General features: G+C 50.7%; 23 protein-coding genes. 14 read left to right on the forward strand and 9 right to left on the reverse strand.

Annotated features, from left to right (window positions below):
• Window positions 1-35 precede the first annotated feature (35 nt).
• The 5 genes from serS to QP938_06640 are packed head-to-tail and all read right to left on the reverse strand — an operon-like array spanning window position 36 to window position 6,014.
• Window positions 36-1,310, reverse strand: coding sequence for a serine--tRNA ligase (gene serS, locus QP938_06620; protein WIO75568.1), 1,275 nt, complete (start codon window positions 1,308-1,310; stop codon window positions 36-38).
• 33 nt (window positions 1,311-1,343) lie between these two features.
• Window positions 1,344-1,715 carry a fluoride efflux transporter CrcB gene (gene crcB / locus QP938_06625; protein WIO75569.1) on the reverse strand — a complete coding sequence of 124 codons (372 nt, stop codon included), beginning with the start codon at window positions 1,713-1,715 and terminating at the stop codon, window positions 1,344-1,346.
• Complete coding sequence (locus QP938_06630) at window positions 1,715-3,055, reverse strand: replication-associated recombination protein A (GenBank protein ID WIO75570.1); 1,341 nt, start codon at window positions 3,053-3,055, stop codon at window positions 1,715-1,717. The genes crcB and QP938_06630 overlap by 1 nt, the downstream gene beginning before the upstream one ends.
• On the reverse strand, window positions 3,048-3,698 hold the full coding sequence (lolA, locus tag QP938_06635; GenBank protein ID WIO75571.1) for an outer membrane lipoprotein chaperone LolA: 651 nt from the start codon (window positions 3,696-3,698) through the stop codon (window positions 3,048-3,050). The genes QP938_06630 and lolA overlap by 8 nt, the downstream gene beginning before the upstream one ends.
• Window positions 3,699-3,719: 21 nt before the next feature.
• Complete coding sequence (locus QP938_06640) at window positions 3,720-6,014, reverse strand: DNA translocase FtsK 4TM domain-containing protein (GenBank protein WIO75633.1); 2,295 nt, start codon at window positions 6,012-6,014, stop codon at window positions 3,720-3,722.
• 278 nt (window positions 6,015-6,292) lie between these two features.
• Here QP938_06640 and trxB point away from each other — a divergent pair, with 278 nt between their 5' ends.
• The 4 genes from trxB (at window position 6,293) to infA (ending at window position 9,084) form a co-directional block, all read left to right on the forward strand.
• Complete coding sequence (trxB, locus tag QP938_06645) at window positions 6,293-7,243, forward strand: thioredoxin-disulfide reductase (protein WIO75572.1); 951 nt, start codon at window positions 6,293-6,295, stop codon at window positions 7,241-7,243.
• A 43-nt stretch (window positions 7,244-7,286) separates the two neighbouring features.
• Window positions 7,287-7,961 carry a leucyl/phenylalanyl-tRNA--protein transferase gene (gene aat, locus QP938_06650; GenBank protein WIO75573.1) on the forward strand — a complete coding sequence of 225 codons (675 nt, stop codon included), beginning with the start codon at window positions 7,287-7,289 and terminating at the stop codon, window positions 7,959-7,961.
• 55 nt (window positions 7,962-8,016) lie between these two features.
• Window positions 8,017-8,754 carry an arginyltransferase gene (locus QP938_06655; GenBank protein WIO75574.1) on the forward strand — a complete coding sequence of 246 codons (738 nt, stop codon included), beginning with the start codon at window positions 8,017-8,019 and terminating at the stop codon, window positions 8,752-8,754.
• Window positions 8,755-8,865: 111 nt separating this feature from the next.
• Window positions 8,866-9,084, forward strand: a complete 219-nt coding sequence (gene infA / locus QP938_06660; GenBank protein WIO75575.1) for a translation initiation factor IF-1 — start codon at window positions 8,866-8,868, stop codon at window positions 9,082-9,084.
• 65 nt (window positions 9,085-9,149) lie between these two features.
• On the opposite strand, the gene clpA is transcribed toward infA, so the two are convergent.
• Window positions 9,150-11,420, reverse strand: coding sequence for an ATP-dependent Clp protease ATP-binding subunit ClpA (gene clpA, locus QP938_06665; protein WIO75576.1), 2,271 nt, complete (start codon window positions 11,418-11,420; stop codon window positions 9,150-9,152).
• Between the two features lie 27 nt (window positions 11,421-11,447).
• The gene (gene clpS, locus QP938_06670) at window positions 11,448-11,798 is read right to left on the reverse strand and encodes an ATP-dependent Clp protease adapter ClpS (GenBank protein WIO75577.1); all 351 of its coding nucleotides are present in this window, start codon (window positions 11,796-11,798) and stop codon (window positions 11,448-11,450) included.
• Between the two features lie 244 nt (window positions 11,799-12,042).
• On the opposite strand from clpS, the gene cspD reads away from it, so the two are divergent.
• The 7 genes from cspD (at window position 12,043) to QP938_06705 (ending at window position 19,095) form a co-directional block, all read left to right on the forward strand.
• Window positions 12,043-12,315 (forward strand): cold shock domain-containing protein CspD, encoded by a 273-nt coding sequence (gene cspD, locus QP938_06675; protein WIO75578.1) that lies wholly within the window; start codon window positions 12,043-12,045, stop codon window positions 12,313-12,315.
• A 275-nt stretch (window positions 12,316-12,590) separates the two neighbouring features.
• Window positions 12,591-14,825, forward strand: a complete 2,235-nt coding sequence (locus tag QP938_06680) for an NADP-dependent isocitrate dehydrogenase (GenBank protein ID WIO75579.1) — start codon at window positions 12,591-12,593, stop codon at window positions 14,823-14,825.
• Between the two features lie 77 nt (window positions 14,826-14,902).
• Window positions 14,903-15,535, forward strand: coding sequence for a pseudouridine synthase (locus tag QP938_06685; protein ID WIO75580.1), 633 nt, complete (start codon window positions 14,903-14,905; stop codon window positions 15,533-15,535).
• On the forward strand, window positions 15,495-15,932 hold the full coding sequence (locus tag QP938_06690) for an NUDIX hydrolase (GenBank protein WIO75581.1): 438 nt from the start codon (window positions 15,495-15,497) through the stop codon (window positions 15,930-15,932). Before QP938_06685 ends, QP938_06690 begins: the two co-directional genes overlap by 41 nt.
• Window positions 15,933-15,995: 63 nt before the next feature.
• Window positions 15,996-17,126: a tRNA 2-thiouridine(34) synthase MnmA gene (gene mnmA, locus QP938_06695; GenBank protein ID WIO75582.1), complete on the forward strand. Its 1,131-nt coding sequence runs from the start codon at window positions 15,996-15,998 to the stop codon at window positions 17,124-17,126.
• Window positions 17,123-17,752 (forward strand): high frequency lysogenization protein HflD, encoded by a 630-nt coding sequence (gene hflD / locus QP938_06700; protein ID WIO75583.1) that lies wholly within the window; start codon window positions 17,123-17,125, stop codon window positions 17,750-17,752. The genes mnmA and hflD overlap by 4 nt, the downstream gene beginning before the upstream one ends.
• A gap of 275 nt (window positions 17,753-18,027) precedes the next feature.
• Window positions 18,028-19,095, forward strand: coding sequence for a 3-deoxy-7-phosphoheptulonate synthase (locus QP938_06705; protein ID WIO75584.1), 1,068 nt, complete (start codon window positions 18,028-18,030; stop codon window positions 19,093-19,095).
• A 68-nt stretch (window positions 19,096-19,163) separates the two neighbouring features.
• Here the strand turns inward: QP938_06705 and nfuA are convergent, their stop codons facing one another.
• Window positions 19,164-19,748: a Fe-S biogenesis protein NfuA gene (gene nfuA / locus QP938_06710; GenBank protein ID WIO75585.1), complete on the reverse strand. Its 585-nt coding sequence runs from the start codon at window positions 19,746-19,748 to the stop codon at window positions 19,164-19,166.
• Window positions 19,749-19,963: 215 nt separating this feature from the next.
• Between nfuA and metH the strand changes: the two genes are divergently transcribed.
• From metH to QP938_06725, 3 genes are all read left to right on the forward strand, one after another.
• The gene (gene metH / locus QP938_06715) at window positions 19,964-23,683 is read left to right on the forward strand and encodes a methionine synthase (protein ID WIO75586.1); all 3,720 of its coding nucleotides are present in this window, start codon (window positions 19,964-19,966) and stop codon (window positions 23,681-23,683) included.
• A gap of 17 nt (window positions 23,684-23,700) precedes the next feature.
• Window positions 23,701-23,925, forward strand: a complete 225-nt coding sequence (locus QP938_06720) for a DUF2970 domain-containing protein (protein WIO75587.1) — start codon at window positions 23,701-23,703, stop codon at window positions 23,923-23,925.
• Window positions 23,926-24,306: 381 nt separating this feature from the next.
• Complete coding sequence (locus QP938_06725) at window positions 24,307-25,473, forward strand: cation:proton antiporter (protein ID WIO75588.1); 1,167 nt, start codon at window positions 24,307-24,309, stop codon at window positions 25,471-25,473.
• A gap of 57 nt (window positions 25,474-25,530) precedes the next feature.
• Here QP938_06725 and sohB read toward each other — a convergent pair whose 3' ends face one another.
• Window positions 25,531-26,562, reverse strand: a complete 1,032-nt coding sequence (gene sohB, locus QP938_06730; GenBank protein WIO75589.1) for a protease SohB — start codon at window positions 26,560-26,562, stop codon at window positions 25,531-25,533.
• Window positions 26,563-26,585: the final 23 nt, after the last annotated feature.

The following is a 26,585-nucleotide window of genomic DNA, read 5'->3' on the forward strand; positions in this document are numbered from 1 at the left end:
GAGCCCAACTGAAAGCTGTATTTAACCGACTTAAATTAGCCGATTTTTTCAAGCCCACCCATATAGCCGCGCAGCACTTCCGGGATTTCAATACTGCCATCGGCTTGCTGATAGTTTTCCATTACAGCAACCAGGGTACGGCCAACGGCCAGGCCTGAGCCGTTAAGGGTGTGCAGCAGCTCAGGCTTGCCGGTTTCCGGATTGCGCCAGCGCGCTTTCATGCGGCGAGCCTGAAAGTCGCAGAAGTTACTGCAGGAAGAAATTTCACGGTACTTCTCTTGAGATGGCAACCAAACTTCGATGTCATAGGTTTTGGCTGAACCGAATCCAAGGTCGCCACCGCAGAGAACAACGGTGCGATATGGCAGGTTTAGCTTCTGCAGGATAGTCTCGGCATTTGCCACCAGTCCTTCCAGGGCATCCCATGAGTCTTCGGGTTTAACAAACTGAACCATCTCGACTTTTTCAAACTGGTGCTGACGAATCATGCCGCGAGTATCACGACCATAGCTGCCAGCCTCACTGCGAAAACATGGTGTATGAGTGGTGAATTTCAGCGGCAGCTGCCCTGCTTCGACAATTTCGTCTCGTAGCAGGTTAGTCACCGGTACTTCTGCGGTTGGGATCAGGTAGAACTCGCGATCATCGGTCAGCTTGAACAGATCTTCTTCGAATTTAGGCAGCTGGCCTGTGCCGTAAAGGGAATCGCGATTGACAATGTACGGTACATAAACTTCTTTATAGCCGTGCTCACGAGTGTGAGTGTCCAGCATAAATTGGGTCAGTGCACGGTGCAGGCGAGCCAGGTCGCCACTCATTACGGCGAAGCGGGAGCCGGTGAGTTTTACAGCGTTTTCAAAATCGAGGCCATTCAGCTTGGCGCCCAGATCGACGTGATCCTGAACCTCAAAATCAAACTCGCGCGGAGTGCCGTAACGGCGAACTTCTACGTTATCGTCTTCGGTCTTTCCTTCTGGCACAGATTCATGAGGAATATTGGGAATGCCACTCAGCAGGTCATTGAGTTCAGCCTGTATATCATTTAGCTCGACTTTGGCTGCATCCAGCTCTTCACCCAGCTTGGACACTTCTGCTTTTAACGGTGCAATGTCCTCACCAGCTGCAACCGCTTTACCGATGGATTTGGAACGGCTGTTACGTTCTGCCTGAAGGGCTTCGGTTTTCACCTGTACTTCTTTGCGGCGGGCCTCAAGGGAATCCAGTGCAGCAGTATCAAGTTGAAAGCCTTTTTTGGCGAGTGCCGTAGCAACGGCATCCATGTCTGAGCGGATAACTTTTGGATCAAGCATAGTGAGTCAATTCGTAGCGTTAGTTTTGAAATATTAAATCAGTCGAGCCAGGTAGATGGCACCTAATGTTGCCGCAAGGCAAAGGATCAGGCTGCCTACTGAGTAACTGATGGACATAGCAAAGTGACCATTTTGCCACAAGGCAAGGGTCTCTAGCGAGAAGGTTGAGAAAGTAGTGAATGCACCAAGAAAGCCGACCATGACGATATTGCGCCATTCTGTGGGCAGCAGCCCTCTTTCGATGATCAGCACATAAAAAACGCCCATCAGGAAAGCCCCCGACACATTGGCAATCAGTGTGCCCAACGGAAGTCGTTCACCAAAGACCGGGAATGCCAGTGCATTGACTCCAAATCGAGCCATTGCCCCCAAGGCTCCTCCTACCGCGACCGCCAGCCATTGCATTATTTTTTATCCTTAGTGGGATAACGTTGTTCCGGGCTTGTTTGATCAAGCTTGCGCAGGTGTTCCAGTTTATCAGCAATCTTCTGTTCGAGCCCGCGCGGTACCGGTTGATAGTAGACCTGGTCTTTCAGTTCTTCGGGAAGATAACTCTCGCCGGCCGCGTAGGCATTTGGCTCATCATGGGCATAACGGTATTCCTTGCCGTAATCGAGCGACTTCATCAGCTTTGTTGGTGCATTGCGAAGGTGCAATGGTACATCGTAACTGGGTTGAGACCTGACGTCCGCCAATACCTGCTTAAAGGCTGTGTATACGGCATTGCTCTTGGGTGCAGCTGCCAGGTAGGCAAGCGCCTGGGCTATGGCCAACTCCCCTTCCGGGCTGCCAAGCCGCTCCTGGGTTTCCCATGCATCCAGGGCCAGTCTCAGTGCTCTGGGGTCGGCATTGCCGATATCCTCACTAGCCATACGCACGACGCGGCGAGCAACATAAAGCGGATCGCATCCACCATCGATCATGCGCGCAAACCAGTACAGCGCCCCATCAGGAGATGATCCGCGCACCGCTTTATGCATTGCGGAGATCTGGTCGTAAAAGTGCTCCCCACCTTTATCAAAGCGACGAGTGTCGGCAACCAGCACTTCCTGGATATTGGCAAGGACTATGCGGTTATCTTCGCCAGCGAGATCGCTGGCAATCTCAAGTAGATTCAATACCGTTCGAGCATCGCCATCGGCGGAATTTACCAGTGCAGTTAGGGCGTCATCGTCGATGGTTAAACCATTTGGTAACTCTGCATTGCTCGACTGCAATGCTCGCTGAACTACTTCCAGCAATTCGTCCCGCTCCAGGCTGCGTAGAACATAAACACGGCATCGAGATAGCAAGGCATTGTTTAATTCAAAGGACGGGTTTTCTGTGGTGGCGCCAATCAGTACCACCGTGCCATCTTCCACATAAGGCAGAAAGGCATCCTGCTGGGACTTATTAAAGCGGTGAACTTCGTCCACAAACAGTATGGTTTTGCGGCCCCGAACATCTCGCTCTTCTTCGGCGCGAGCTACGGCAGCGCGAATCTCTTTCACCCCGGCAAGTACAGCACTGACACTTTCAAAATGAGCGTCAGCTGATTGGGCAATGATTTTGGCCAGGGTGGTTTTGCCAACGCCGGGCGGCCCCCAGAACACCATGGAGTGCAACTGCCCCGCTTCTATCGCCTCGCGAAGGGGTTTCCCCTCCCCTAACAGGTGCTTTTGACCGATATATTCAGACAGCTTTGCGGGCCGCATACGAGCGGCAAGAGGCCTATATACCGTCTGCTGGAAGAGCGACTCAGTCATTGTGGATTACGTCAGTTCCTTCAGGGGGATCAAACTGAAACAGCTCGTCGTCGAGGTCAGGGTTAAGCTTTACGTGGCTCAGTTCAATGCGGGTGAGTTCACCCAATCCATCGCGTGCCTCAATCAGGCTTGGGCTTTTGGATGTAAAGCTTAAAACCACAGACTCAAACAGCGCATTTTCGTCCAGAGGCGTCAGCACAAAGCTGTTTTCGTTATCACCCCTGGCAACAGAGTACTCTTTAGTAAGTGAAGAGAGGTCGCCAGAAAGCAGCATCATCGGAGAGTTACGGCCATCAAAATTCTGGACAGTTACCTGCTCCAGATCCGGGTCGTAAATCCACAGCAGATCGCCATCGGTAATAATGGATTGTTCGAAGGGCGGCTTGCTGACCCAACGCATTTTCCCTGGTTTGGCCAACTCTACTTCACCCTCGGTAGCACGCACCTCAAAGCCATCAACAGCCAGTTGCGTCTGCTTAAAGTTGGCTCGAAGACTGCTTACCGGGGAGAGTAATTGTTTTAGTTCGGCGACAACGGTTTCATCACTGGACACAGTGTCGGTTTTTCCATAACTGTTGATTGCGGCAGCCGAAAAAGATACAGCGGCGATTAAGCTGATAAATGCTTTAGAAAATACCTTCACACACATTTCCTTAAAAATAAATTAACGCCCGTGATCCGGTGCCAGGACCTCACGGTTACCGTTGCTGCCCATCGGGCTGACAACACCGGCGGCTTCCATTGCTTCGATCAGTCGTGCAGCGCGGTTATAGCCAATTCTCAGTTTGCGCTGAACCGAAGATATCGACGCCTTGCGGGTTTCAAGCACAAAGGCGACTGCTTCATCGTAGAGCGCGTCGGACTCATTGTCTTCACTACCGCCTTCGCCTTCGGCAGCAAAGCCGGGTACTGCAATCCCACTGGCAACGGTTTCATCAACGATCTCATCGAGATAATCCGGTTCACCGCGTTTTTTCCAATCCGCTACTACGTTGTGTACTTCGTGGTCGTCCACAAACGCACCGTGGACACGAACCGGCAAGCTGCTGCCAGGTGGCAGGTAAAGCATATCGCCCATACCCAGCAGCTGCTCTGCGCCGCCCTGGTCGAGAATGGTTCGGGAGTCAATTTTGGATGACACCCTGAATCCAATTCGGGTCGGCACGTTGGCCTTAATCAAGCCTGTAATCACATCCACCGACGGGCGCTGGGTTGCCAATACAAGGTGAATACCTGCTGCCCTCGCCTTTTGGGCAATACGAGCGATCAATTGTTCTACTTTTTTACCAACAATCATCATCATGTCGGCAAATTCATCGATTACGACGACGATGTAGGGCATTTTATCAAGCCCCGGTGCCTCTTGAGGCACATCTTCGCCAAACAGGGCTTCGTTTGGATTTGGGCTCCACAACGGATCTTTGATTGGTTCGCCAGCCGCTTTTGCATCCAGCACTTTGCGGTTGTAACCGGAGATGTTACGAACCCCGAGTGCAGCCATAAGCTTGTAGCGACGCTCCATCTCACCCACGCACCAACGCAGGCCATTGGCAGCATCTTTCATGTCGGTAATAACGGGTGTGAGCAGATGTGGAATACCTTCGTAAGCACCCATCTCCAGCATTTTGGGATCAATCAGGATAAGGCGCACATCCTCTGGCCCGCTTTTGTAAAGCCAGCTCATCAGCATGGTGTTTACGCCGACAGATTTACCGGCACCGGTTGTACCAGCAACCAGCAAGTGTGGCATTTTGGCCAAATCACCAACCACCGGTCCGCCGGCGATATCATGGCCCAGGGCAATTGCGAGTGGGGATTTGGCGCTTTCAAACGCCTCCGAAGCAATTACCTCGGACAGACGAACCACCTGACGCTTCTCGTTCGGAATCTCGATGCCCATTACCGACTTGCCTGGAATCACCTCTACCACTCGCACACTCTGAACGGCCAGAGAGCGAGCAAGGTCTTTGGCAAGGTTGGTAATACGGCTTGCTTTCACGCCGGGCGCTGGCTGGATTTCAAAGCGGGTAATTACCGGGCCGGGTAGTACTTCAACAACTTCGGCACTGATGCTGAAGTCCAGCAACTTGAGCTCAAGCAAACGGGACATGGCCTCCAGTGACTCTTGGGAGTAGCCCTTTTTGGCATTTGGGTCTGCAGCGTCAAGCAGGCCGATAGCTGGTAAATCACCGACTGCTGCATCGTCAAATAGTTTGACTTGCTTTTCCTGTTGGGCGCGCTTGCTTGGAGCGGCTTTAGGCTGCGGAGCAGGCATCTGGATACTCGGCGGAATCCGCTTTTCGTACTCCTTGGTAGCCTTCTCCACTTTTTCCTTACGCCGCTTGCTGGCAATACTCGCGGTTCTTTCCTCTTCTTTATTTTTTCGGTACTCAACGATTCGGCTGCGGATCAGGTCTGCCAGGCGTAAAGTCAATCTTCCGGTACCGTCTATAACGGCTAGCCATGAAAGATCGGTAAAAATGGTTAACCCGAACAGCGCCACCGCAAACAGAATCAGGGTGCTGCCAACCAGATTGAATGCTGATAGTGCAGCTCCGCCGACCGACTGCCCCAGTACGCCTCCTGCCCCTTCACGATATATTTCGATATCACCGTAATGAAGATTGGCCAGTGCAGTAGCGGTAATCATAACCAGGGCGAAGCCGAGGAAGCGCTGGGCAAAAGTCAGCCAGTCAAATGGCAGACCTTCGTTGCGCCTGAGGCGAAATACTTTCCACGCTCGCGCCAAAAGCAGTATCGGGAATAGATAGGCCATTACCCCAAAGATGTAGTAGAAAACATCGGCAATCCATGCGCCGGCAGGACCACCGGCATTGGCAACCTTGCCGGCAGCACCGGTGTGGGACCAACCCGGGTCTGCTTCAGAGTATGTGATCAGCGAAATGAGCAGATAGCAACAGACAACCAGCCAGCCCAATAAAGCCCCTTCCCGGTAGATGTGGCTGAAGCGACTTGTACCACTTTCGGAAGCCGTAGTTTGTGCTGTTTTCTTGTTATTGGATTTACTCAATTATCTTCCCCAAGTCTTTGGCCAGACTCATATTTCGGGTTATTGTAATTGACTGGATAATAAAAGCCACGCCAACTACTAAAACTGCCAAGCGGTTATTGTTCACGGCAATATAGGCAATCAATACACTCTATTTGGAAACAGGCGTGCAATTGATTATCATAGCGGGCGTCTAACGTTTTAAAAAATCTGAGAGATTGGAACATATGTCCACAGAAAACCACCACCGCCTTATCATCCTTGGCTCAGGACCAGCAGGTTACACAGCAGCCGTTTACGCAGCCCGAGCTAACTTGGAACCAGTGGTTATTACTGGCATCCAGCAAGGCGGTCAGTTGACCACAACTACTGATGTTGATAACTGGCCAGGCGACCCTGAGGGCGTTCAAGGTCCGGACCTGATGCTTCGCATGCAGCAGCACGCTGAGCGTTTTGACACCAAAATCCTGTTCGATCACATCGAAAAAGTTGACCTGAACCAGCGTCCATTCAAGTTGATCGGCAACGAGACCTACACCTGTGACTCTCTGATCATTGCCACTGGTGCGTCCGCACAATATCTGGGCCTGCCTTCTGAAGAAGCTTATATGGGCAAAGGTGTTAGTGCCTGTGCTACCTGTGACGGTTTCTTCTACCGCGATCAGAAAGTTGCCGTTATTGGTGGCGGCAATACCGCTGTTGAAGAGGCTATGTACCTCTCCAATATCTGTAGCGAAGTGACCCTGATCCACCGTCGCGATGCACTGCGCTGCGAGAAGATCCTGGAAAAACATCTTTTTGAAAAGGTTGAAAATGGCAACATCAACCTAGAGTGGAACCACGTTCTGGATGAGGTTCTGGGCGATGGCAACGGTGTTACCGGTCTGCGCCTGAAGAGCACGCAAGACGACTCCACCAAGGAGATTGACGTGTCTGGCGTATTTATCGCTATCGGTCACAAGCCGAACACTGACATGTTCCAGGGACAACTGGAAATGAAAGACGGCTATCTGAAGGTTCAGGGCGGCTCGGAAGGCAATGCCACACAAACCAGCATCTCTGGCGTGTTTGCTGCCGGTGACGTAGCTGACCACATTTACCGTCAGGCCATCACCTCAGCCGGCTCCGGCTGCATGGCGGCTCTGGATGCCGAGAAATACCTCGGTGTAGCCTGGTAAGTATACGGACAGCCCGCTATCGCAAGGTTGCGGGCTTTTCTTTATGACAGAGCTGGTTTTACTCGATCAAGACAACCCTGAGTTCCCTCATCCAAACTCAGCTCTCAGCGACCCCAATGGGCTTTTGGCTGTTGGCGGCAATCTTTCTCCTGATACATTGTGGAGCGCCTACCAGAAAGGCATCTTCCCGTGGTTTATTGATGAAGAGCCTATCCTTTGGTGGAGCCCGGATCCAAGGGCAGTGATACACCCCGAATACTTCCACCTTTCCCGGAGTCTAGCCAAGTTACGCAAGCAGCGTAAGTACCAGATCAGCTGTGATACTGCTTTTGAGCAGGTGGTGGAGGCTTGCAGCGCCCCCAGGAGAAAAGAGGCTGAAACCTGGATCACCCCTGAAATGAAGTCCGCATACCGTCAATTGCACCTGGCTGGCCACGCCCACTCCGTTGAGGTATGGGAATCTGGCAAGCTGGTTGGCGGCCTGTACGGAGTCGCTGTTGGCGGTGTTTTTTGTGGTGAATCGATGTTCAGCCGTGAGCCAAATACATCCAAGTTGGCCATGGCTTTCCTGGCAAAGGATATCGCCGGGGTCAAATTAATTGATTGCCAGCTGCCAAATGAACACCTGATGAGCCTGGGAGCGTGCACGTTATCCCGTAATGACTTCCTTTCATCGCTGGAACGCTATAAAAACGATACCATCGACTGGCCCCGGTGATGGCGGTTGTGCTAAATGTAATAGAACCAATGTCAGTAAATTTGTCTTAGCTAGTATGACCAGAGATGTAACTCCGGATCTGGCGAAGGTCAGATTATTTCTTACCGAGCCCCACCCTTGCAGCTATCTTCGGGATCGCAGCGCAACCACTGCTTTCGTCGACCCGGCGCTGCCCATCAGCTCAGATCTTTATGCCAGACTCTCCGAACATGGCTTTCGGCGTAGCGGCAAGTTCCTCTATATTCCTCGCTGCCAGGGTTGCGCTGCCTGTATTCCTGCTCGCATTCCCGTTGCCGAGTTCATCCCTAATCGACAACAGCGGCGCTGCCTCAAGAAAAATGCCGATATCAAATTATCGGTCCTTAACCGAATTGATGGCGACGAGCACTTTTCAATTTACGAGCAATACATTCACCAACGTCACTCTGATGGTGACATGTACCCGCCCAATCGTAGTCAGTATGACGACTTTATTGGCAGCACCGCCCCCTTCACTCGCTTTCTCGAGTTTCGTAAGGATGGCAGGCTTTTGGCGGCCAGCGTTGCAGACATTCTGGATAATGGCCTTTCGGCGATTTACACCTATTTTGACCCGTCTGAAGATCAGCGCAGCCTTGGTGCCTTTGCTATTCTCAGCATGATTAATTTTGCACGACAGAACTATATCCCCCATGTATACCTGGGTTATTGGATCGATGGTTGCCGCAAAATGCGCTACAAGACCCAATACCAGCCTGTTGAGCTTCTGGTTGAAGGGGCTTGGACTCCATATAATTCGCTGGATTCAGCCTGATTCCTGTACCTACAAATCCCTTTTGCCTGCTTTTTGCCGAAGTACTGGAGAATTGCCGACTTTTCAGGCAGAATTGCCGGCCTCTTGAATTGATTGGAGCCCATTAGCGATATGGCCAAAGAAGACGTCATTGAAATGGAAGGCGAAATTATCGACACCCTTCCCAACACCACCTTCCGCGTAAAGCTGGAAAACGGTCACGTAGTTACTGCGCACATCTCCGGAAAAATGCGCAAGCACTACATCCGCATTTTGACCGGTGACAAGGTGAAGGTTGAGTTGACGCCTTACGACCTTAGCAAGGGTCGCATCACCTATCGCGCCCGTTAATCGGTCCGAATATAAAAAAAGCCGGCAATAGCCGGCTTTTTTTATGGTTGAATCGAAAGTTGGATTCAGGCTGGTACCGCTTCTTCTGTCTCAATAACCAGATCGTCATTCTCGACAGTGACATGTACTGTTCCACCTTTCTCGGACAGGCGCCCAAACAGCACCTCTTCTGCCAGTGGTTTTTTCAGTCGCTCCTGGATCAGTCGCGCCATTGGCCTCGCACCCATTTTTTCGTCGTAACCGTGCTCGGCTAGCCACAGCAGTGCTTCGTCCTCTACGTCCAGCGTAACGTGCTTTTCATCCAGCTGAGCCTGCAGCTCTGTAAGGAACTTGTCGACGACGGTGGTGATAACGTCGAGTGGCAGGGATTTGAACTGGATAATAGCGTCCAGGCGGTTACGGAATTCCGGCGTAAAGGCTCTGCGAATCACTTCCATGCCATCGGTGCTGTGATCCTGGCTGGTGAATCCAATCGACGCCCTACTCATCTCCTCCGCGCCGGCATTGGTGGTCATGATCAATACCACATTGCGGAAATCAGCCTTGCGACCGTTGTTATCGGTCAGGGTGCCATGATCCATCACCTGAAGCAGGATGTTAAACACATCCGGATGCGCCTTTTCAATTTCATCCAGCAGCACAACAGAGTGGGGATGCTTGGTCACAGCATCGGTCAACAGTCCACCCTGGTCGAAGCCAACATAACCGGGAGGCGCGCCAATCAGCCTTGAAACAGTGTGGCGCTCCATGTATTCGGACATGTCAAACCGGATCAGTTCGATACCCATGATATGGGCCAACTGTTTGCTGACTTCAGTTTTACCCACACCGGTCGGGCCGGCAAACAGGAATGAGCCGATAGGCTTTTCATCGCTACCGAGACCGGCTCTGGCCATCTTGATGGAGGTGGAAAGCGCATCGATAGCCTGATCCTGACCAAACACCACCAACTTGAGTTGTTTGCCCAGATCGCGCAAGCGCTCTTTGTCTGAGGCGGTAACGCTCTTGGCGGGAATTCGGGCGATTTTCGCAATGACCCGCTCAATATCGGCAACACCTATGACTTTCTTGCGCTTGTATTCAGGCTGCAGGCGCTGGTAGGCGCCAGCCTCATCAATAACATCAATAGCCTTATCCGGCAGAAAGCGATCAGTAATGTAGCGAGCGGAGAGCTCGGCTGCAGTCTTGAGCGCAGACTGGGTGAAGCGAAGTCCATGGTGCTCCTCAAAGCGAGATTTGAGCCCCTTGAGGATGCTGGTGGTTTCTTCAACAGAAGGTTCGGGCACGTCAATTTTCTGGAAGCGGCGCGCCAATGCGCGATCCTTTTCAAAGACGCCGCGATATTCCTGGAATGTCGTTGAACCAATGCAGCGGATCTTTCCTGAACCCAGCAGCGGTTTGAGGAGGTTTGAAGCGTCCATCACCCCGCCGGAAGCAGCCCCCGCACCAATAATGGTGTGAATCTCATCAATAAAGAGAATTGCATGCTGCTCTTTATTCAGCTCTGCCAGTACACCTTTGAATCGTTTTTCAAAGTCGCCCCGATATTTGGTACCTGCAAGCAAAGCCCCGAGGTCAAGGGAATAGACAACACTCTCTGAGAGCGCGTCAGGAACATTTCCTTCAACAATATGCTTGGCAAGGCCCTCGGCAATAGCTGTTTTACCGACTCCGGACTCGCCCACCAGCAGCGGGTTGTTTTTGCGACGGCGAACCAGGATCTGGCAAACGCGCTCAACTTCGTATTCCCGGCCTACCAGGGGATCGATTTGGCCCAGCTCGGCTTCTCGATTCAGGTTGGTGGCAAACTGTTGCAGCAGACTTTTTTCGCCGCTATCGGCTTCTCTCACCTCATCGTCGTGATGATGGGTTTCTGAGTCATTGTGTTCTGTCTGGTCAGCAACTTTTGAAATGCCATGGGAGATGTAGTTCACCACATCGACACGAGCGATATTCTGCAGGCGCAGGAAATAGACCGCCTGACTCTCCTGCTCGCTGAAAATGGCAACCAGGACGTTCTCGCCCTTAACCTCTTTCTTTCCGGAAGACTGGACATGGAAAACAGCTCGCTGCAATACGCGCTGGAAGCCAAGAGTAGGCTGGGTCTCTCTCTCGGTGTCATTGGTCGGAATGAGCGGCGTAGTTGACTCGATAAATTCGTCGAGATCCCTTCTGAGTGAATTTAACTCTGCGCCGCAAGCCCGTAATACGGTCACGGCTGATTCGTTGTCGAGCAAAGCCAACAACAGGTGTTCTACTGTCATGAATTCGTGACGTCGGGTACTGGCTCCTTTGAAAGCCAGGTTCAGGGTCACTTCAAGGTCTCGGCTTAACATGGCTGACTTCCTTCTGCGGACATTGGCTTAACTCTGCTCATCATCACCGTCAAACGGCTCTATTTCACAAAGCAAAGGATGTTCACACTCTCTAGCATATTGATTCACCTGATTTGCTTTAGTTTCGGCAATATCACGTGTATATATACCGCAAACCGCCCTGCCCTCCGTATGCACTTTCAACATTACCCGGGTTGCCTGCTCCCGGTTCATGGCGAAATACACTTCCAGAATCTCAACCACAAACTCCATGGGTGTGAAATCATCGTTGAGCATAATCACCCGGTACATGGGTGGACGCTTTAACCGCGGTCTCTGCTCCTCGATGACTGCATGTGTACTTCCTGAGTGATCGTCGTCATTCCATTCATCACTCATACTGCTGGGTTCAAAAAGCTTCATCTTTATTAGAAATAATAGGTGTATTTGCCAGTTATTCTAATCTGATTTTAGGCGAGATGGTGTCCGCAAGGTTGATTTTTCCGACTTGACTTGAGCATGGATTGCCTATAGAAAGGGATGTCTGTATGAAATTCATACAGGGCAACGATGACCGGAGAGTCACAGAACCGTTCTTACGAGACGAATTACCAATAATAAATTCATGGGGAAGGTGTCAGTCATGCCCAAAGGTACAGTCAAGTGGTTCAATAATGCTAAAGGTTACGGATTCATTCTTCCAGAGAGCGGCGAGGGTGATATCTTTGCGCATTACTCAGCAATTCAGATGGATGGATACAAAACACTGAAAGCTGGCCAGACCGTAACATTTGAAATAACAGAAGGTAACAAGGGATTGCATGCGGCCAACATTCAAGCTGTTCAGTCCGGCGGGACCCCGCAGGAGGAAGACTACTGCGATCAGTTTGAAGTACTGCAGGCCCAGGCTGACTGAGTCGAAACACCACTCCAGTCAAAGTTTCTCTTTTTTGATATACGGTATCTGATATACCGGCATTATCATTTTCAGTGATAATGGTTATTCCTGCCTGCTCAAACTACTTGAGGTTTATACTGTAACATACTGTATTTACTGTGTTTTGGTTAAATTTTAAGCAAAACCTCCCCTCTACTCGGCTTTATTTCCAGCTGTTATAATCGCCGCCGCAAATGTACCCGGACAGCGACCCGCTGCACACGGCAAGCCACTGTGAATTCATAGGACTGGACATGACCACACCGACCACCTCTAAAATCATCTACACAGAAACTGATGAGGCGCCAGCGCTGGCTACATACTCTTTACTTCCGATCGTAAAGGCCTTCACCCAATCTGCGGGCATCACGGTTGAAACTCGCGACATCTCCCTGGCCGCACGCATTATCTCCAGCTTCCCCGAGTGTTTGACTGAGGCACAACGTCAGAGCGATGCACTGGCTGAACTGGGTGAGCTGTGCAAGACTCCGGAAGCAAACATTATCAAGCTGCCGAACATCAGTGCGTCGATTCCGCAGCTGAACGCAGCGATCAAAGAACTGCAAACCCAGGGCTATAACCTGCCAAACTTCCCGGAAGAGCCTAAGACTGACGAAGAGAAAGCGGTCAAGGATCGCTACGCCAAAGTACTCGGTAGTGCTGTAAACCCGGTTCTTCGTGAGGGTAACTCCGATCGCCGGGTTGCTGCTGCAGTTAAGGAATACGCCAAGAAAAACCCACACTCAATGGGCGAATGGCACGCTGACTCCAAGTCCCACGTTGCACATATGAATGATGGAGACTTCTTCTCCAGTGAACAGTCTGTAACTGTGAGCGAAGCTGGCGACGTCAAAATCGAATTTGTAGCAGAAGATGGCAGTGTATCGATCCTGAAAGAGAAGGTAAGCCTGCAGGCCGGCGAAGTAATCGATTCTGCACGCATGAGCCGCTCTGCCCTGCGCGAGTTTTATGCTCGTGAAATTGAAGACGCCAAATCAAGTGGCGTACTGCTTTCACTGCACCTGAAAGCCACCATGATGAAAGTTTCCGACCCGATCATGTTTGGCGAAGCCGTAACCGTCTTCTATAAAGACGTATTTGAAAAACACGCCAAAGTGTTTGCTGAGCTGGGTGTGGATGCCAGCAACGGTCTGGGCGATGTTTACGCCAAAATCGCCAACCTGCCAGCTAATCAAAAAGCGGAAATCGAAGCAGATATTCAAGCTGTTTACGCTAACCGCCCTGCACTGGCGATGGTGGATTCCGACAAGGGCATCACTAACCTGCACGTACCGAGCGATGTAATTATCGACGCCTCCATGCCGGCTGCGATTCGCGCCTCTGGCCAAATGTGGGGCCCGGACGGCAAGTTGCACGATACCAAAGCGATGATCCCTGACCGCTGCTACGCAGGCGTATACCAGGAAACCATCAGCTTCTGTAAAGAAAATGGCGCCTTTGATGTAACCACCATGGGCAACGTAGCTAACGTTGGCCTGATGGCACAGAAAGCCGAAGAGTACGGTTCACACGACAAGACCTTCAAGATTGCAGGTAAAGGCACTGTTCGCGTTGTTGATGCCGCTGAAAACGTATTGATGTCACACGATGTTGAAGCAGGTGACATCTGGCGCATGTGCCAAACCAAAGACGCACCGATTCGCGACTGGGTTAAGCTGGCCGTTAATCGCGCCCGCGCCACTGGCAACCCTGCCATTTTCTGGCTGAGTCAGGATCGCGCTCACGATCGCAGCCTGATCGAGAAGGTAAATACCTATCTGCCAGAGCACGACACCAGCGGTCTGGATATTCAAATCATGTCTCCGGTTGACGCTACCCGCTTCAGCCTGCAGCGCATGAAAGAAGGTAAAGACACCATCTCCGTAACCGGTAACGTACTGCGTGACTACCTCACCGACCTGTTCCCGATTCTGGAGCTGGGCACCAGTGCCAAGATGCTGTCCATCGTTCCGCTGCTGGCTGGCGGTGGTCTGTTTGAAACTGGTGCTGGCGGCTCTGCGCCGAAGCACGTTCAGCAGTTCAACAGCGAGAACCATCTGCGTTGGGATTCCCTGGGTGAATTTCTGGCGTTGGCGGTATCCCTGGAAGACCTGGCCATCAAGACTGGCAACGAAAAAGCCAAGGTGTTGGCCGAGACTCTGGATATTGCCAATGGCAAATTCCTGGACAACAACAAGTCACCATCTCGCAAGGCGGGTGAGCTGGATAACCGTGGCAGCCACTTCTACCTGGCAATGTACTGGGCCCAGGCTTTGGCAGAGCAAACCATGGACGCCGAACTTCAGGCGCTGTTTGCACCGCTGGCCAAGCAATTGACCGAAAAAGAAGCGGTAATCGTTGATGAGTTGAACATTGTTCAGGGTCAGCCGGTTGATATTGGTGGTTACTACCACCCCAACCCCGAACTGGCCGCCAAGGCGATGCGCCCAAGTGCCACATTCAACAGCGTACTGGATTCACTGAGCTGATTGAGCCTGCACTGAAAAGCCGCCCTCGGGCGGCTTTTTGCGCTTTTACGGGCTATTGAAACTACAATATCGCTGACATGTCGACTATCTATCTACTCAACAAACCCTACGGTGTGCTCTGCCAGTTCAAACGAACGGACGAGCGCCCTACTCTTGCGGACTTTATACAGACGCCTGATATCTACCCCGCTGGCAGGCTGGATCACGACTCTGAAGGCCTGGTTCTATTGACCAATGACGGCGATCTGCAAACGCGAATAGCACATCCCAAGTACAAGCTACCTAAAACCTATTGGGTTCAGGTGGAAGGCGATATAACCAATGAGGCACTGTCACAGCTTCACCACGGAGTGGCGCTTAACGACGGGCAGACTCGCCCTGCCAAAGTTAAGAAAATCACAGAGCCAACAAGTCTTTGGCCCAGGAACCCTCCGGTGCGTTTTCGCAAGAACACACCGACCAGCTGGATAGAGTTGACCATAACTGAAGGTCGGAATCGCCAGGTGCGGCGTATGACTGCCTCTGTTGGTTTTCCAACCCTGAGGCTGGTAAGAATTCGTATAGGCAACTGGACGCTGGATGGTCTCAATCCCGGAGAGCATCGCAGCGAAGCTGTCCACCTCGCTAAGCCGGTTCCACATCACCATCACAACAATCAAAAACATAAACATGGAAAACCAAATACACCTCACCGTCGCCACCGTCGTTGAGCGCAACAGCAAGTTTCTCTGTGTCGCCGAGCGCGATGGCGGCAAGCGGGTAATTAACCAGCCGGCTGGCCACGTTGAGCCAGGAGAAAAGATTGCCGATGCTGCATTAAGGGAAGCGCTGGAAGAGACTGGCTGGAATATTGAGCTAACAGCCTTGATCAGCATCTCTACCTATCTCGCGGCAAATGGTGTTACCTACTACCGTGTATGCTTTGCTGCCAGGGCTGTTGAGGAGGTGCAAGGTGCAATGCTGGATGCAGACATTGATGAGGTGTTGTGGCTGAGCTACGAAGAACTTATTGAGCAACAGGCACTACTTAGAAGCCCGCTGGTCCTGCAAGCTGTGGAGGATTATCGTAAAGGTCACTTGCAACCCTTGTCGATGTTGCGTGAATAAGCCTCGTATCCCCCACTGCACCCTGTTAAAATTTACGTTTTTCAAATAGTTAGCAAATCCCCAATGAGCGTATCCCAAGCCAGTAAACGGCCCGAAAAAGTTATCGTCGGAATGTCCGGCGGCGTAGATTCATCTGTCTCTGCCCTGCTTCTCAAACAACAGGGCTATGAGGTGGCTGGGTTGTTTATGAAAAACTGGGATGAAGACGACGGCACAGAGTATTGCACCGCAAAAACTGATCTTGAGGATGCGCAAAAAGTCTGTGACAAAATCGGCATTGAGCTTCACACCGTCAACTTCGCCTCCGAGTACTGGGACAATGTGTTCGAATATTTCCTTGCCGAATACAAGGCCGGCCGCACCCCGAACCCGGATATTCTCTGTAACCGGGAAATCAAGTTCAAAGTCTTTCTGGAGTACGCCCAGATTCTTGGTGCTGACCTGATTGCTACTGGGCACTATGTGCGTAGAGCCGATCGCGATGGCCATGCCCGACTGCTTAAAGGCCTGGATGGCAATAAAGACCAGAGCTACTTCCTGTACGCAGTTACCGAGCAGGCATTTGAGAAAAGCCTCTTCCCGGTCGGTGAACTGGAAAAGCCGGAGGTGAGAAGACTTGCTGAGGAATACGACCTTGTCACACACAACAAAAAGGACAGTACCGGAATTTGCTTTATCGGCGAACGCCGTTTTAAAGATTTTCTCGAGCAATACCTGCCAGCCCAACCGGGCAAGATTGAAACACCGGAAGGTGTAGTAATCGGCGACCACAGTGGCCTGATGTACCACACCATGGGACAGCGCCAGGGGCTGGGTATTGGTGGAACAAAAACAGGCTCAGATGAGCCCTGGTATGTTGCAGAAAAAGATCTGGATCGCAATGTATTGATTGCCGTACAGGGCAGCGATCATCCCCTGCTGTTTCACAGCACGCTGACGGCGAGCCAAATGAACTGGATTAACGGCAAGCCGGAACAGCAATCAATTCGCTGCACTGCTAAAACCCGTTACCGCCAGCCGGATCAAGCCTGCACAGTATTTATCGAGGGCGATAACTGCCGAGTCGAGTTTGACGAACCACAAAGAGCGGTAACTCCAGGGCAGTCGGTTGCTTTGTATCAGGATGACTGGTGTCTCGGTGGCGGCATTATTGAGAGCCGCAGCAACACCCCCTATTCCAAACCGGAGGCATGACCTTGTTGGCACCTAATCGCGATCAGGTAATTGCCCTGGCTGGAATTTTTCAGGCTTGCCAATTAGTAGAAACAATTGCAAAAAGTGGCACTGTTCCAGCGGATAGTTTTAAAGTTTGTATTCACAGTCTGTTTGAACAATCCCCCCAGAATTTGAGTGAAATTTACGGGCCCACGGCAAATTTGCGTATTGGTATCGAGGCGATGCACGAATTGCTGACCATACAGCAAAGCGGGCAAGTGTCAGATACTCTCAGATACGTGGTTGGTGTTACGTATTTACAGAAGAAAATGATGCGCAGCCGAAAAGTACTTAACAGACTGGGCGAAGGCATTGAAAGGGCCAAGGCACAGGCTGAACACTTTGACGATATTCACGAGAATGTGCTGGCCAACCTATCCGAGCTCTATCAAAACACTCTGAGTACTTTTCGATATCGCATACAGGTAAATGGTTTTGCGGGCTACCTGCAGCAAACCTCTACTGCAAACCGTGTTCGCGCGCTGCTGCTGGCAGGAGTTCGAAGTGCCGTTTTATGGCGCCAGCTTGGTGGCTCAAGGTTACAATTACTGTTTCATCGAAAGAAGATCCTTGGGATTCTCCACGAGCTTCAGCGAGAGCTTTAGCAGGCTGTTGAAATTCGTTTTCGAGGTAGCTACTGCAAGGCAAAAATGAACGAAAAGAGGGAGTTTATTGTAATAAATAACCGATTTGAGTCCATTTTTAACGCCGCAGGAGCAACGCAGATAGAATTTCAACAACCTGTTAGGGGTTACCTCCTTAGTGATACGGGATTGGTACATTCAGCCAAGACTTGGGTGTCATAAAATCTTTTTATTTGCGTAAGCGGGTTCAATAGTTAGAATGGATTTTTTACAACCCATAAGTTCTGGCTAAAACGATGTCTCTCCAAGTACTAGACAACCTTCGAATCTCTTCCCAAGAGACCCTGGTTACGCCTCGTGAGCTAAAAGCAAAGCTGCCTCTTACCGAGTCAATTGCAGAAAGTGTTCAAGCTGGCCGTAATGCAGTTCAAAATATTCTCGATCGCAAAGACCACCGACTAATGGTCGTTGTAGGGCCCTGCTCTATTCATGACACAAAAGCGGCAATGGAATACGCTCACAAACTACAAGAGCTTTCAGAGAAAGTAAGCGACACCCTGCTATTGGTTATGCGCGTTTATTTTGAAAAACCCAGAACTACGGTTGGATGGAAGGGCCTGATCAACGACCCTTACCTGGACGACTCCTTCAAGATCCAGGATGGTCTTCATATAGGTCGCAAGTTGTTGCTGGATGTGGCCGAGTTGGGACTGCCCACTTCTACTGAAGCGCTGGATCCCATTTCGCCGCAATACTTGCAGGATCTGATCAGCTGGTCAGCAATTGGCGCCCGCACTACCGAATCTCAAACCCACCGCGAAATGGCAAGTGGCCTATCATCTGCGGTTGGCTTTAAGAACGGCACTGATGGTGGCCTTGAAGTGGCAATTAACGCCATGCAGTCATCTGCGAACCCCCACCGCTTTTTGGGTATCAATAACGATGGCCAGGTTTCAATTATCGAGACTGCTGGCAACCCTTACGCTCATATCGTATTGCGCGGCGGAAATGGCCGACCAAATTATGATGCCATCAGCGTACAAGCTTGTGAAAATGAGCTGCGCAGATCGAACCTGACGCCAAATATCATGATCGACTGCAGCCACGCCAATTCCAATAAAAATCATGAGCTGCAACCGCTTGTGATTGAAAATGTTGCCAATCAGATTGCTGAAGGCAATAACTCGATTATCGGAGTGATGATTGAGAGCCATCTATTTGCAGGCAATCAAAAGGCTGATGAAAACATGCAGTACGGTATTTCCATCACTGACAAGTGCATTGATTGGGAGACTACCGAGCAGTGTCTTCTGGAGATGCGGGATAAAATTTCCGAAGCCCTGAAAAATCGCCTGGACAAGTAAGCAGAAAGACCAACAAACAAAAACGCCCTTTGGTAAACCAAAGGGCGTTTTTGTTATTAAGCATAAAATCAGCTGTAGTATGCGCTGGACTTATCGGTGTGATCGGTTACGTCCCTAACACCTTCAAGCTCCGGGATTTTTTCGGTGAGTGTTTTTTCCACACCATCCTTGAGCGTCAGGTCAACTGCGCTACAGCCCTGGCAGCCACCACCAAAGCGCAGGATGGCAACTTTACCATCCATCGCCTCAAGGGTGACATTACCGCCGTGGGCCGCAAGCCCCGGATTGATTTCACTGTACAGAAGATAGTTAATTTTATCTTCAATCGGGCTGTCGTCGGAGACCTTTGGCATGCGCGAATTGGGAGCCCTGATAGTCAACTGACCACCCATCTTGTCAGCAGAATAATCGACTTTCGCCTCTTCCAGAAATGGCAAACTGCGGCGCTCAAAATAGGCGGTAAAACTGTTGAGTTCCAGTTTTTCGTCTTCCGGATTCTCTTCACCTGGGCGGCAATAGGCAATGCAGGTTTCAGCTTTTGGAGTGCCCGGGTCAGTAACAAACATGCGAATCCCGATGCCTTCGCAATCTTGCTTAACAAGGAGGCCTGACAGGTATTCCTGTGCGGATTCAGTAATAGTGATATTCAACATAAATCTGACTCTTGAACGGCTGGTATCGGGGTGCAAATAGCAATCCCGAGTAATTTAGTCATGTATTTTACCGTGACCACCCAGTTCATCACAAGGGTGGATTTGTAAGCAGCTTTCATCTTTATCTAAAAAATATCTCAAGTTGAGTGGCAATAATGATGAGCATAGTTTGTTAAAATGGCGGGTCCTTTACTACTCCATCGCCAGGATTCACCGTGAAATCAGACCAGTCTCAACGTATTGATCGTATCAAAAGTCTCCACAAGGTCGCTTCCGAGCGAATACTGATCCTTGATGGTGCAATGGGTACGATGATCCAGCAGCACAAGTTCAAAGAAGCCGACTACCGCGGCGATCGCTTTGCTGATTGGGGCCAGGATCTGGGCGGTAATAACGATCTCCTGACCCTGACCCAGCCTGATGTCATTCGCGACATACATTCAGCCTACCTGGCGGCTGGGAGCGATATCATTGAGACCAATACCTTTAACTCCAATCGCATCTCGCAAGCTGACTACGGTATGCAGGAGCTGACCGTGGAGTTGAACCGGGAAGGTGCCCGCCTAGCTCGTGAGGCGGCGGACGAATGGACGGCTAAAAGCCCTGACAAACCCCGTTTTGTAGCAGGGGTTTTGGGGCCAACCAGTCGTACTGCCTCCATTTCACCTGATGTGAATGACCCAGCCGCTCGTAATACCAGCTTTGATGAGCTGGTGGGCAATTACATTGAAGCAACCGAGGCCCTGATTGATGGCGGTTCCGACCTGATTCTGATTGAGACGGTATTCGACACACTTAACGCCAAGGCAGCCGTGTTTGCTGTACAGGAAGTGTTTGAGCGACTCGGCTTTGAATTGCCTATTATGATTTCCGGCACTATCACCGATGCAAGTGGTCGCACCCTCTCTGGCCAGACTACAGAAGCATTCTGGAACTCACTGGCCCACGCCAAGCCATTCTCCATCGGTCTGAACTGTGCACTGGGTGCTGAAGAGTTGCGCCCTTACGTTGAAGAAATGTCACGTGTAGCTGACACCCTGGTGAGCGCACACCCCAATGCCGGCCTGCCCAATGAGTTTGGTGAGTATGACCAAACGGCGGATGAAATGGCAGAAATCGTTACTGACTTCGCTCGTCGTGGACTGTTGAACGTGATCGGTGGTTGTTGTGGCACCACACCTGACCACATCAGCACCATCTCCAAAAATGTTGCCGAATTCAAACCAAGAGCAATCCCCGATATCGAGCCGGCCTGCCGCCTTTCGGGCCTGGAACCGTTCAATATCACCGCCGACTCACTGTTTGTGAACGTCGGTGAACGCTGTAACGTAACCGGCTCTGCCCGCTTTAAAAAACTGATTCTCGATGAGGATTATGACACCGCCCTGGATGTGGCACGCACACAGGTTGAGGACGGCGCCCAGATCATCGACATCAACATGGATGAAGGGATGCTCGACGCCCACAAGGCGATGACAACATTCCTCAACCTGGTTGCCTCTGAGCCGGATATCTCCCGAATCCCGATCATGGTGGACTCCTCCAAGTGGGATGTGATTGAAGCTGGCCTCAAGTGCATTCAGGGCAAGCCAGTGGTTAACTCCATCTCGCTGAAAGAAGGTGAAGAAGACTTTCTGGATAAAGCCCGCCTCTGTAAGCGCTATGGCGCTGCCATTGTGGTGATGGCTTTTGATACGGACGGTCAGGCCGACAATTTGAAGCGCCGAATCGAGATCTGCTCGCGCAGTTATGATTTACTTGTTAATAAAGTTGGCTTTAATCCCAATGATATTATTTTTGACCCCAACATCTTTGCCGTAGCGACCGGTATTGAGGAACACAATAACTACGCCGTTGATTTTATTGAGGGCACTCGCTGGATTCGTCAAAACCTTCCCGGAGCAATGATTTCCGGCGGTGTATCGAACGTATCGTTCTCTTTCCGTGGCAATAACCCGGTTCGTGAAGCTATTCACTCGGTATTCCTCTACCACGCCATCAAGGCGGGTATGAACATGGGTATCGTAAATGCCGGTCAGCTGGCGGTTTACGATGATCTACCGGAAGAACTGCGAGAAAAAGTAGAGGATGTGATTCTCAACCGTACTCCAGACGGCACTGAAAACCTACTGGAAATAGCTGAAAAATACCGTGGTGATGGTTCAACCGGTGAGAAAAAAGAAGATCTTGCCTGGCGCGAATGGCCCGTGGAAAAACGTCTTGAGTATGCCTTGGTAAAAGGCATTACCTCCCATATTGTGGAAGATACCGAAATTGCCCGCCAGAACTCCACTCGCCCGCTCGATGTAATCGAAGGCCCGCTGATGGATGGCATGAACGTGGTGGGCGACCTTTTTGGTTCAGGCAAAATGTTTTTGCCACAAGTCGTTAAATCTGCCCGCGTAATGAAGCAATCCGTGGCCTATTTACAGCCTTATATCGAAGCGGAAAAAGACGGTGACGCAAAGTCTAATGGCAAAGTTATTATGGCGACCGTTAAAGGCGATGTTCACGATATCGGCAAGAATATCGTCGGTGTGGTGTTGCAGTGTAATAACTTCGAGGTGGTAGACCTTGGGGTTATGGTGCCCTGCGAAAAAATTCTCGAAACTGCTATTAAAGAAAACGCCGACATAATTGGTCTGTCCGGACTGATCACCCCATCCCTGGATGAAATGGTGCATGTCGCCAGTGAAATGGAACGACTCAAGCTGGACCTGCCACTGATGATTGGTGGTGCAACTACCTCGAAGGCCCACACTGCAGTGAAGATTGATCCGGTATTCAATCTTAACCAAGCCGTTTATGTTGCCGATGCCTCTCGCGCCGTGGGTGTGGCCAGCACCCTGGTAAATCCGACATCTCGAGAGCGTTTCTACGGAGAGCTGGCTGATGAATACGAAAAGGTTCGTATTCGCACAGCCAACCGTAAACCACGCGGTACTACCCTCCCCTATGAGAAAGCCATCAATGCCGGATTTAATTTCGACTGGGACAGCTACCAGGCGCCGGCACCAGGCTTTATTGGCACTAAGATTTTTGATGACTATCCGCTGGAAGAGCTGGTAGAAACCATCGATTGGACACCGTTCTTTATTTCCTGGGATCTGGCCGGCAAGTTTCCCAAAATCCTCGAGGACGAGGTTGTCGGTGAAGCGGCTACCAGCTTGTACAAAGATGCTCGCGCAATGCTTGATGACATCATCAAAAATAAACTGCTTAGCGCCAAAGCCGTAATCGGTCTGTGGCCTGCAAACAGGGTTGATGGCGATGATATTGCTGTCTTTAACGACCCAAATAAGGATCAGGAGCTGGCTCGACTGCATCATATTCGCCAACAAACAGCTAAGCCCGGTAATACCAAACCCCACTACAGTCTGGCTGACTTTGTGGCGCCGGCGGAGAGTAGCTGTCAGGATTACATCGGAGGTTTTGTTGTGACTGCCGGCATTGGTGCCGAGGAGCTCGCAAAAGAGTACGAAGCCAACGGCGATGATTACAATGCCATTATGATAAAGGCTCTCGCTGATCGCCTTGCAGAGTCCTTTGCAGAACATATGCATCGTCGCGTACGCACCGAGTTTTGGGGCTACGCAAAAGATGAGCAGCTCGATAATGACGAGCTGATCAAGGAGAGTTATCAGGGTATTCGCCCTGCTCCCGGTTACCCGGCCTGTCCGGACCATACCGAAAAGGCGACGCTCTTTAAGCTCCTTGATGCCGAGAAGGCTATTGGCGTCTCTTTGACAGACAGTTACGCTATGTTCCCGGCGGCAGCAGTCAGCGGCTGGTATTTTTCTCACCCAGAATCGGATTATTTCAATACCGGTAAAATCCAGCGTGACCAGGTTGAAAGTCTCGCCAATCGTAAGGGCATGACAATCAAGGAGCTGGAGCGCTGGCTGATGCCGGTTCTGGATTACAACCCTGAGTGATCGAACTGAGCAAGAACATGAATACTGAAAGCCATAACGATGAGAACAAACCGAGCCGATGGCAGATCGTTAAAAGCGCTCTGTCAGCTGGCTTTGGTGTTCAATCGGAAAAAAATCGGGAAAGGGATTTCAAAAAAGGAAGCGCAAAGACTTTTATTGTTGTCGGGTTACTACTGACTACCGCCTTTGTGCTGTCGATAATTGGCTTGGTGAAGCTTGTCACACATCTAGCGGGTAATTAGTGGGTAGAGAGCCCAGGTCGGTCAACTCACCTCTTGACCGACCTGCCGGGTTTTAATTATTGCTGGCTAACCCAGTAAATTACGGCACCCACCACCAACAAGACCGCAAATACCCCGGCCATAGCATCGATAAATTGATCGTTATTCGAGTTGTTATCAGACTCAGTCATAGCTACCCCAGTTACAGTTGATCACATAGGAAAATTGCCGCCCCGTGGCGACATTTACCCAGAGCAAACAGCCTCCGGTTAACGCCAATGCATACTAACAACACAATAAGAACTTGTCATGTATTGGTCCGATTTCGGCATTCACAGCTGGAGACCTTGCACAACAGCCTCTAAAAACCGATAGTAACTATAAAAAGAAAGGGAATCTGTTGTGGCTGATAGTGTTTTTCAATCCTTCTTTCTGATTTTTACCGGTGCAGCGGTAATCGCCTCTCTTGCACTCTACGGCCGCCAGCCGCTTTTGGTGGTATACATTGCACTGGGCGCATTGATCGGCCCTTATGGTTTGGGGTTGATTTCTGACGTCAAATTGCTCACCGACCTGTCGAGTATCGGCATTATATTTCTGCTATTCCTGCTCGGCCTTGATATGCAGCCGCGGGCGCTACTGTCCGTTTTCAGAAAAGTTACTCTCGTTACCCTGCTGAGCTCAGGGCTATTTGCTATTGTCGGTTACGGGATCGGCTGGGCATTTGGGTTCACCCAGATGGAATCGATTATCATCGGCCTGTCGATGATGTTCTCAAGTACCATCATTGGTATAAAGCTGCTGCCAACCACTGTCCTGCACCATCGACATATTGGTGACATGATGGTCGGGATGCTACTGATGCAGGATTTTCTCGCTATCTTTGTACTTCTGGTGCTGCTGAGTGGATCAGATGGCCAAATTGATCTTATGAAAATCGGCCAAACCCTCTTTGCATTACCTCTGCTCATTGGCGTCGCCATTGCATCAGTGCGTTACGGTCTGGTGAAGTTGTTTGCCAAGTTCGACCGGGTTTCTGAATATGTGTTTCTACTGGCGCTAGGCTGGTGCCTCGGAATGGCGGAGCTGGCGGAAGTGGTCGGGTTGTCGAGAGAGATTGGCGCATTTTTGGCCGGAATTACCATTGCCACCAACCCTATATCCCAATACATCGCCCTTAGCCTGAAACCGCTACGGGATTTTTTCCTGATCATGTTCTTTGTGGCTCTTGGGGCAGGCTTTAACCTCAACCTTCTCGATGAGATATTGGCCGTTGCCCTGGTTTTAGGCATTACCATGCTGGCACTCAAACCGGTTGCATTTCGATTTTTACTCAAACAACAAAGCGAAAGAAAGGTATTGGCTTGGGATCTTGGTTTTCGATTAGGGCAAATCAGTGAATTTTCTTTGTTGATCGCCTATGTCGCATTCGGCGCCTCACTTATCAGTACAGAGGCGTCACACGCTATTCAGGCAGCAGCAATCCTGACGTTTTTGATATCCAGTTATATTGTGACTTTCAGCTTTCCGAACCCGATTGCAGTTAGCGAGCGCCTGCGGCGGGATTGAGGCCTTATCTTCCAAATTCCCACCCCCGCCTACGCGGGGATGGGATTCTGCAGAAAATCAGGAAAAAAAGCGATTCCCAGCAATACGCTGCAATACACCGGTAACGCCTTTCTCAACTCCGGCTGCAGCAGCAAGCCCCAGGCGCTCCTGAATACGCTTTTTGTGCTCAAACGATACTTCGTAAAGATCGGCAGTATCAAGCTGGCTGGTCAGGTATTCATCGCTGGTCTTAACTTCATCGACCAGCCCCAAAGCCAAGGCCTGGGTACCCAGCCATACTTCGCCAGTGGCTACTTTCTCTATGTCCAGCTGAGGTCGGCGCTCGGCAACATAGTGTTTGAATTGATCGTGAATTTGCTGCAGGTCTTCGCGAAACTTGGCCCTGTCCTCATCAGTATTTTCACCAAACATGGTAAGGGTGCGCTTGTAGTCACCTGCCGTATGTTGCTCGAACTCCACATCATGCTTTTTCAACAGCTTGCTGAAGTTAGGCAGCTGTCCAATCACTCCAATGGAGCCAATCATGGCAAAAGGCGCAGATAATATTCTGTCACCGACACAAGCCATCATATAGCCACCACTGGCTGCAACTTTGTCTACACAGATAGTCAGCGGGATATTCTTATTGCGAATCCGGTCCAGCTGGCTTGCGGCCAACCCGTAGCCATGAACCGCACCGCCGGGGCTCTCAAGTTTGACGACGACTTCGTCACTTTCTTGAGCAACAGACAGCACAGCGGTAATAGCCTCCTTCAATTCGCTACTTTCAGAAGCACTTATATCTCCTTTGAAAGAGAGTACAAACACACGCTTTTTCGACTCTTCTTCAGTGGACTTTTTCCGTTCTTTTTCTTGCTGCTTGCGTTTTTTCTTCTCGGCCTTCTGCTGTTCACTGCTAAACACGGTGTGCTGAAGTGTGTCGCGCATTTCATCAACAAATTCATTGAGCTTTGAGATGGCAATATGGCCCTTGTCCGCTTTTTTGCCTCGACCACTTAGTTCAGATGCTATGCCGACGATGATTGCAATAGCGACAACCACTGTTACTGCCTTGGCGAGAAACAAGCCGTATTCCGTTAAAAATTCCAAAACCATTCTCCTGATTATTCGTT

The organism is Porticoccaceae bacterium LTM1 (assembly GCA_030252795.1).
GTDB lineage: Bacteria > Pseudomonadota > Gammaproteobacteria > Pseudomonadales > Porticoccaceae > SCSIO-12696.

What these genes read in the sequence shown, in the direction of transcription:
- QP938_06720 (WIO75587.1), top strand. Translation starts at nt 23,701, where the DNA reads ATGAATACTGAAAGCCATAACGATGAGAACAAACCGAGCCGATGGCAG.
- QP938_06705 (WIO75584.1), top strand. Translation starts at nt 18,028, where the DNA reads ATGTCTCTCCAAGTACTAGACAACCTTCGAATCTCTTCCCAAGAGACC.
- aat (WIO75573.1), top strand. Translation starts at nt 7,287, where the DNA reads ATGACAGAGCTGGTTTTACTCGATCAAGACAACCCTGAGTTCCCTCAT.
- clpA (WIO75576.1), bottom strand. Translation starts at nt 11,420, where the DNA reads ATGTTAAGCCGAGACCTTGAAGTGACCCTGAACCTGGCTTTCAAAGGA.
- serS (WIO75568.1), bottom strand. Translation starts at nt 1,310, where the DNA reads ATGCTTGATCCAAAAGTTATCCGCTCAGACATGGATGCCGTTGCTACG.
- cspD (WIO75578.1), top strand. Translation starts at nt 12,043, where the DNA reads ATGCCCAAAGGTACAGTCAAGTGGTTCAATAATGCTAAAGGTTACGGA.
- QP938_06630 (WIO75570.1), bottom strand. Translation starts at nt 3,055, where the DNA reads ATGACTGAGTCGCTCTTCCAGCAGACGGTATATAGGCCTCTTGCCGCT.
- nfuA (WIO75585.1), bottom strand. Translation starts at nt 19,748, where the DNA reads ATGTTGAATATCACTATTACTGAATCCGCACAGGAATACCTGTCAGGC.
- QP938_06685 (WIO75580.1), top strand. Translation starts at nt 14,903, where the DNA reads ATGTCGACTATCTATCTACTCAACAAACCCTACGGTGTGCTCTGCCAG.
- QP938_06680 (WIO75579.1), top strand. Translation starts at nt 12,591, where the DNA reads ATGACCACACCGACCACCTCTAAAATCATCTACACAGAAACTGATGAG.
- crcB (WIO75569.1), bottom strand. Translation starts at nt 1,715, where the DNA reads ATGCAATGGCTGGCGGTCGCGGTAGGAGGAGCCTTGGGGGCAATGGCT.
- hflD (WIO75583.1), top strand. Translation starts at nt 17,123, where the DNA reads ATGACCTTGTTGGCACCTAATCGCGATCAGGTAATTGCCCTGGCTGGA.
- infA (WIO75575.1), top strand. Translation starts at nt 8,866, where the DNA reads ATGGCCAAAGAAGACGTCATTGAAATGGAAGGCGAAATTATCGACACC.
- QP938_06655 (WIO75574.1), top strand. Translation starts at nt 8,017, where the DNA reads ATGACCAGAGATGTAACTCCGGATCTGGCGAAGGTCAGATTATTTCTT.
- trxB (WIO75572.1), top strand. Translation starts at nt 6,293, where the DNA reads ATGTCCACAGAAAACCACCACCGCCTTATCATCCTTGGCTCAGGACCA.
- mnmA (WIO75582.1), top strand. Translation starts at nt 15,996, where the DNA reads ATGAGCGTATCCCAAGCCAGTAAACGGCCCGAAAAAGTTATCGTCGGA.
- clpS (WIO75577.1), bottom strand. Translation starts at nt 11,798, where the DNA reads ATGAGTGATGAATGGAATGACGACGATCACTCAGGAAGTACACATGCA.
- QP938_06690 (WIO75581.1), top strand. Translation starts at nt 15,495, where the DNA reads ATGGAAAACCAAATACACCTCACCGTCGCCACCGTCGTTGAGCGCAAC.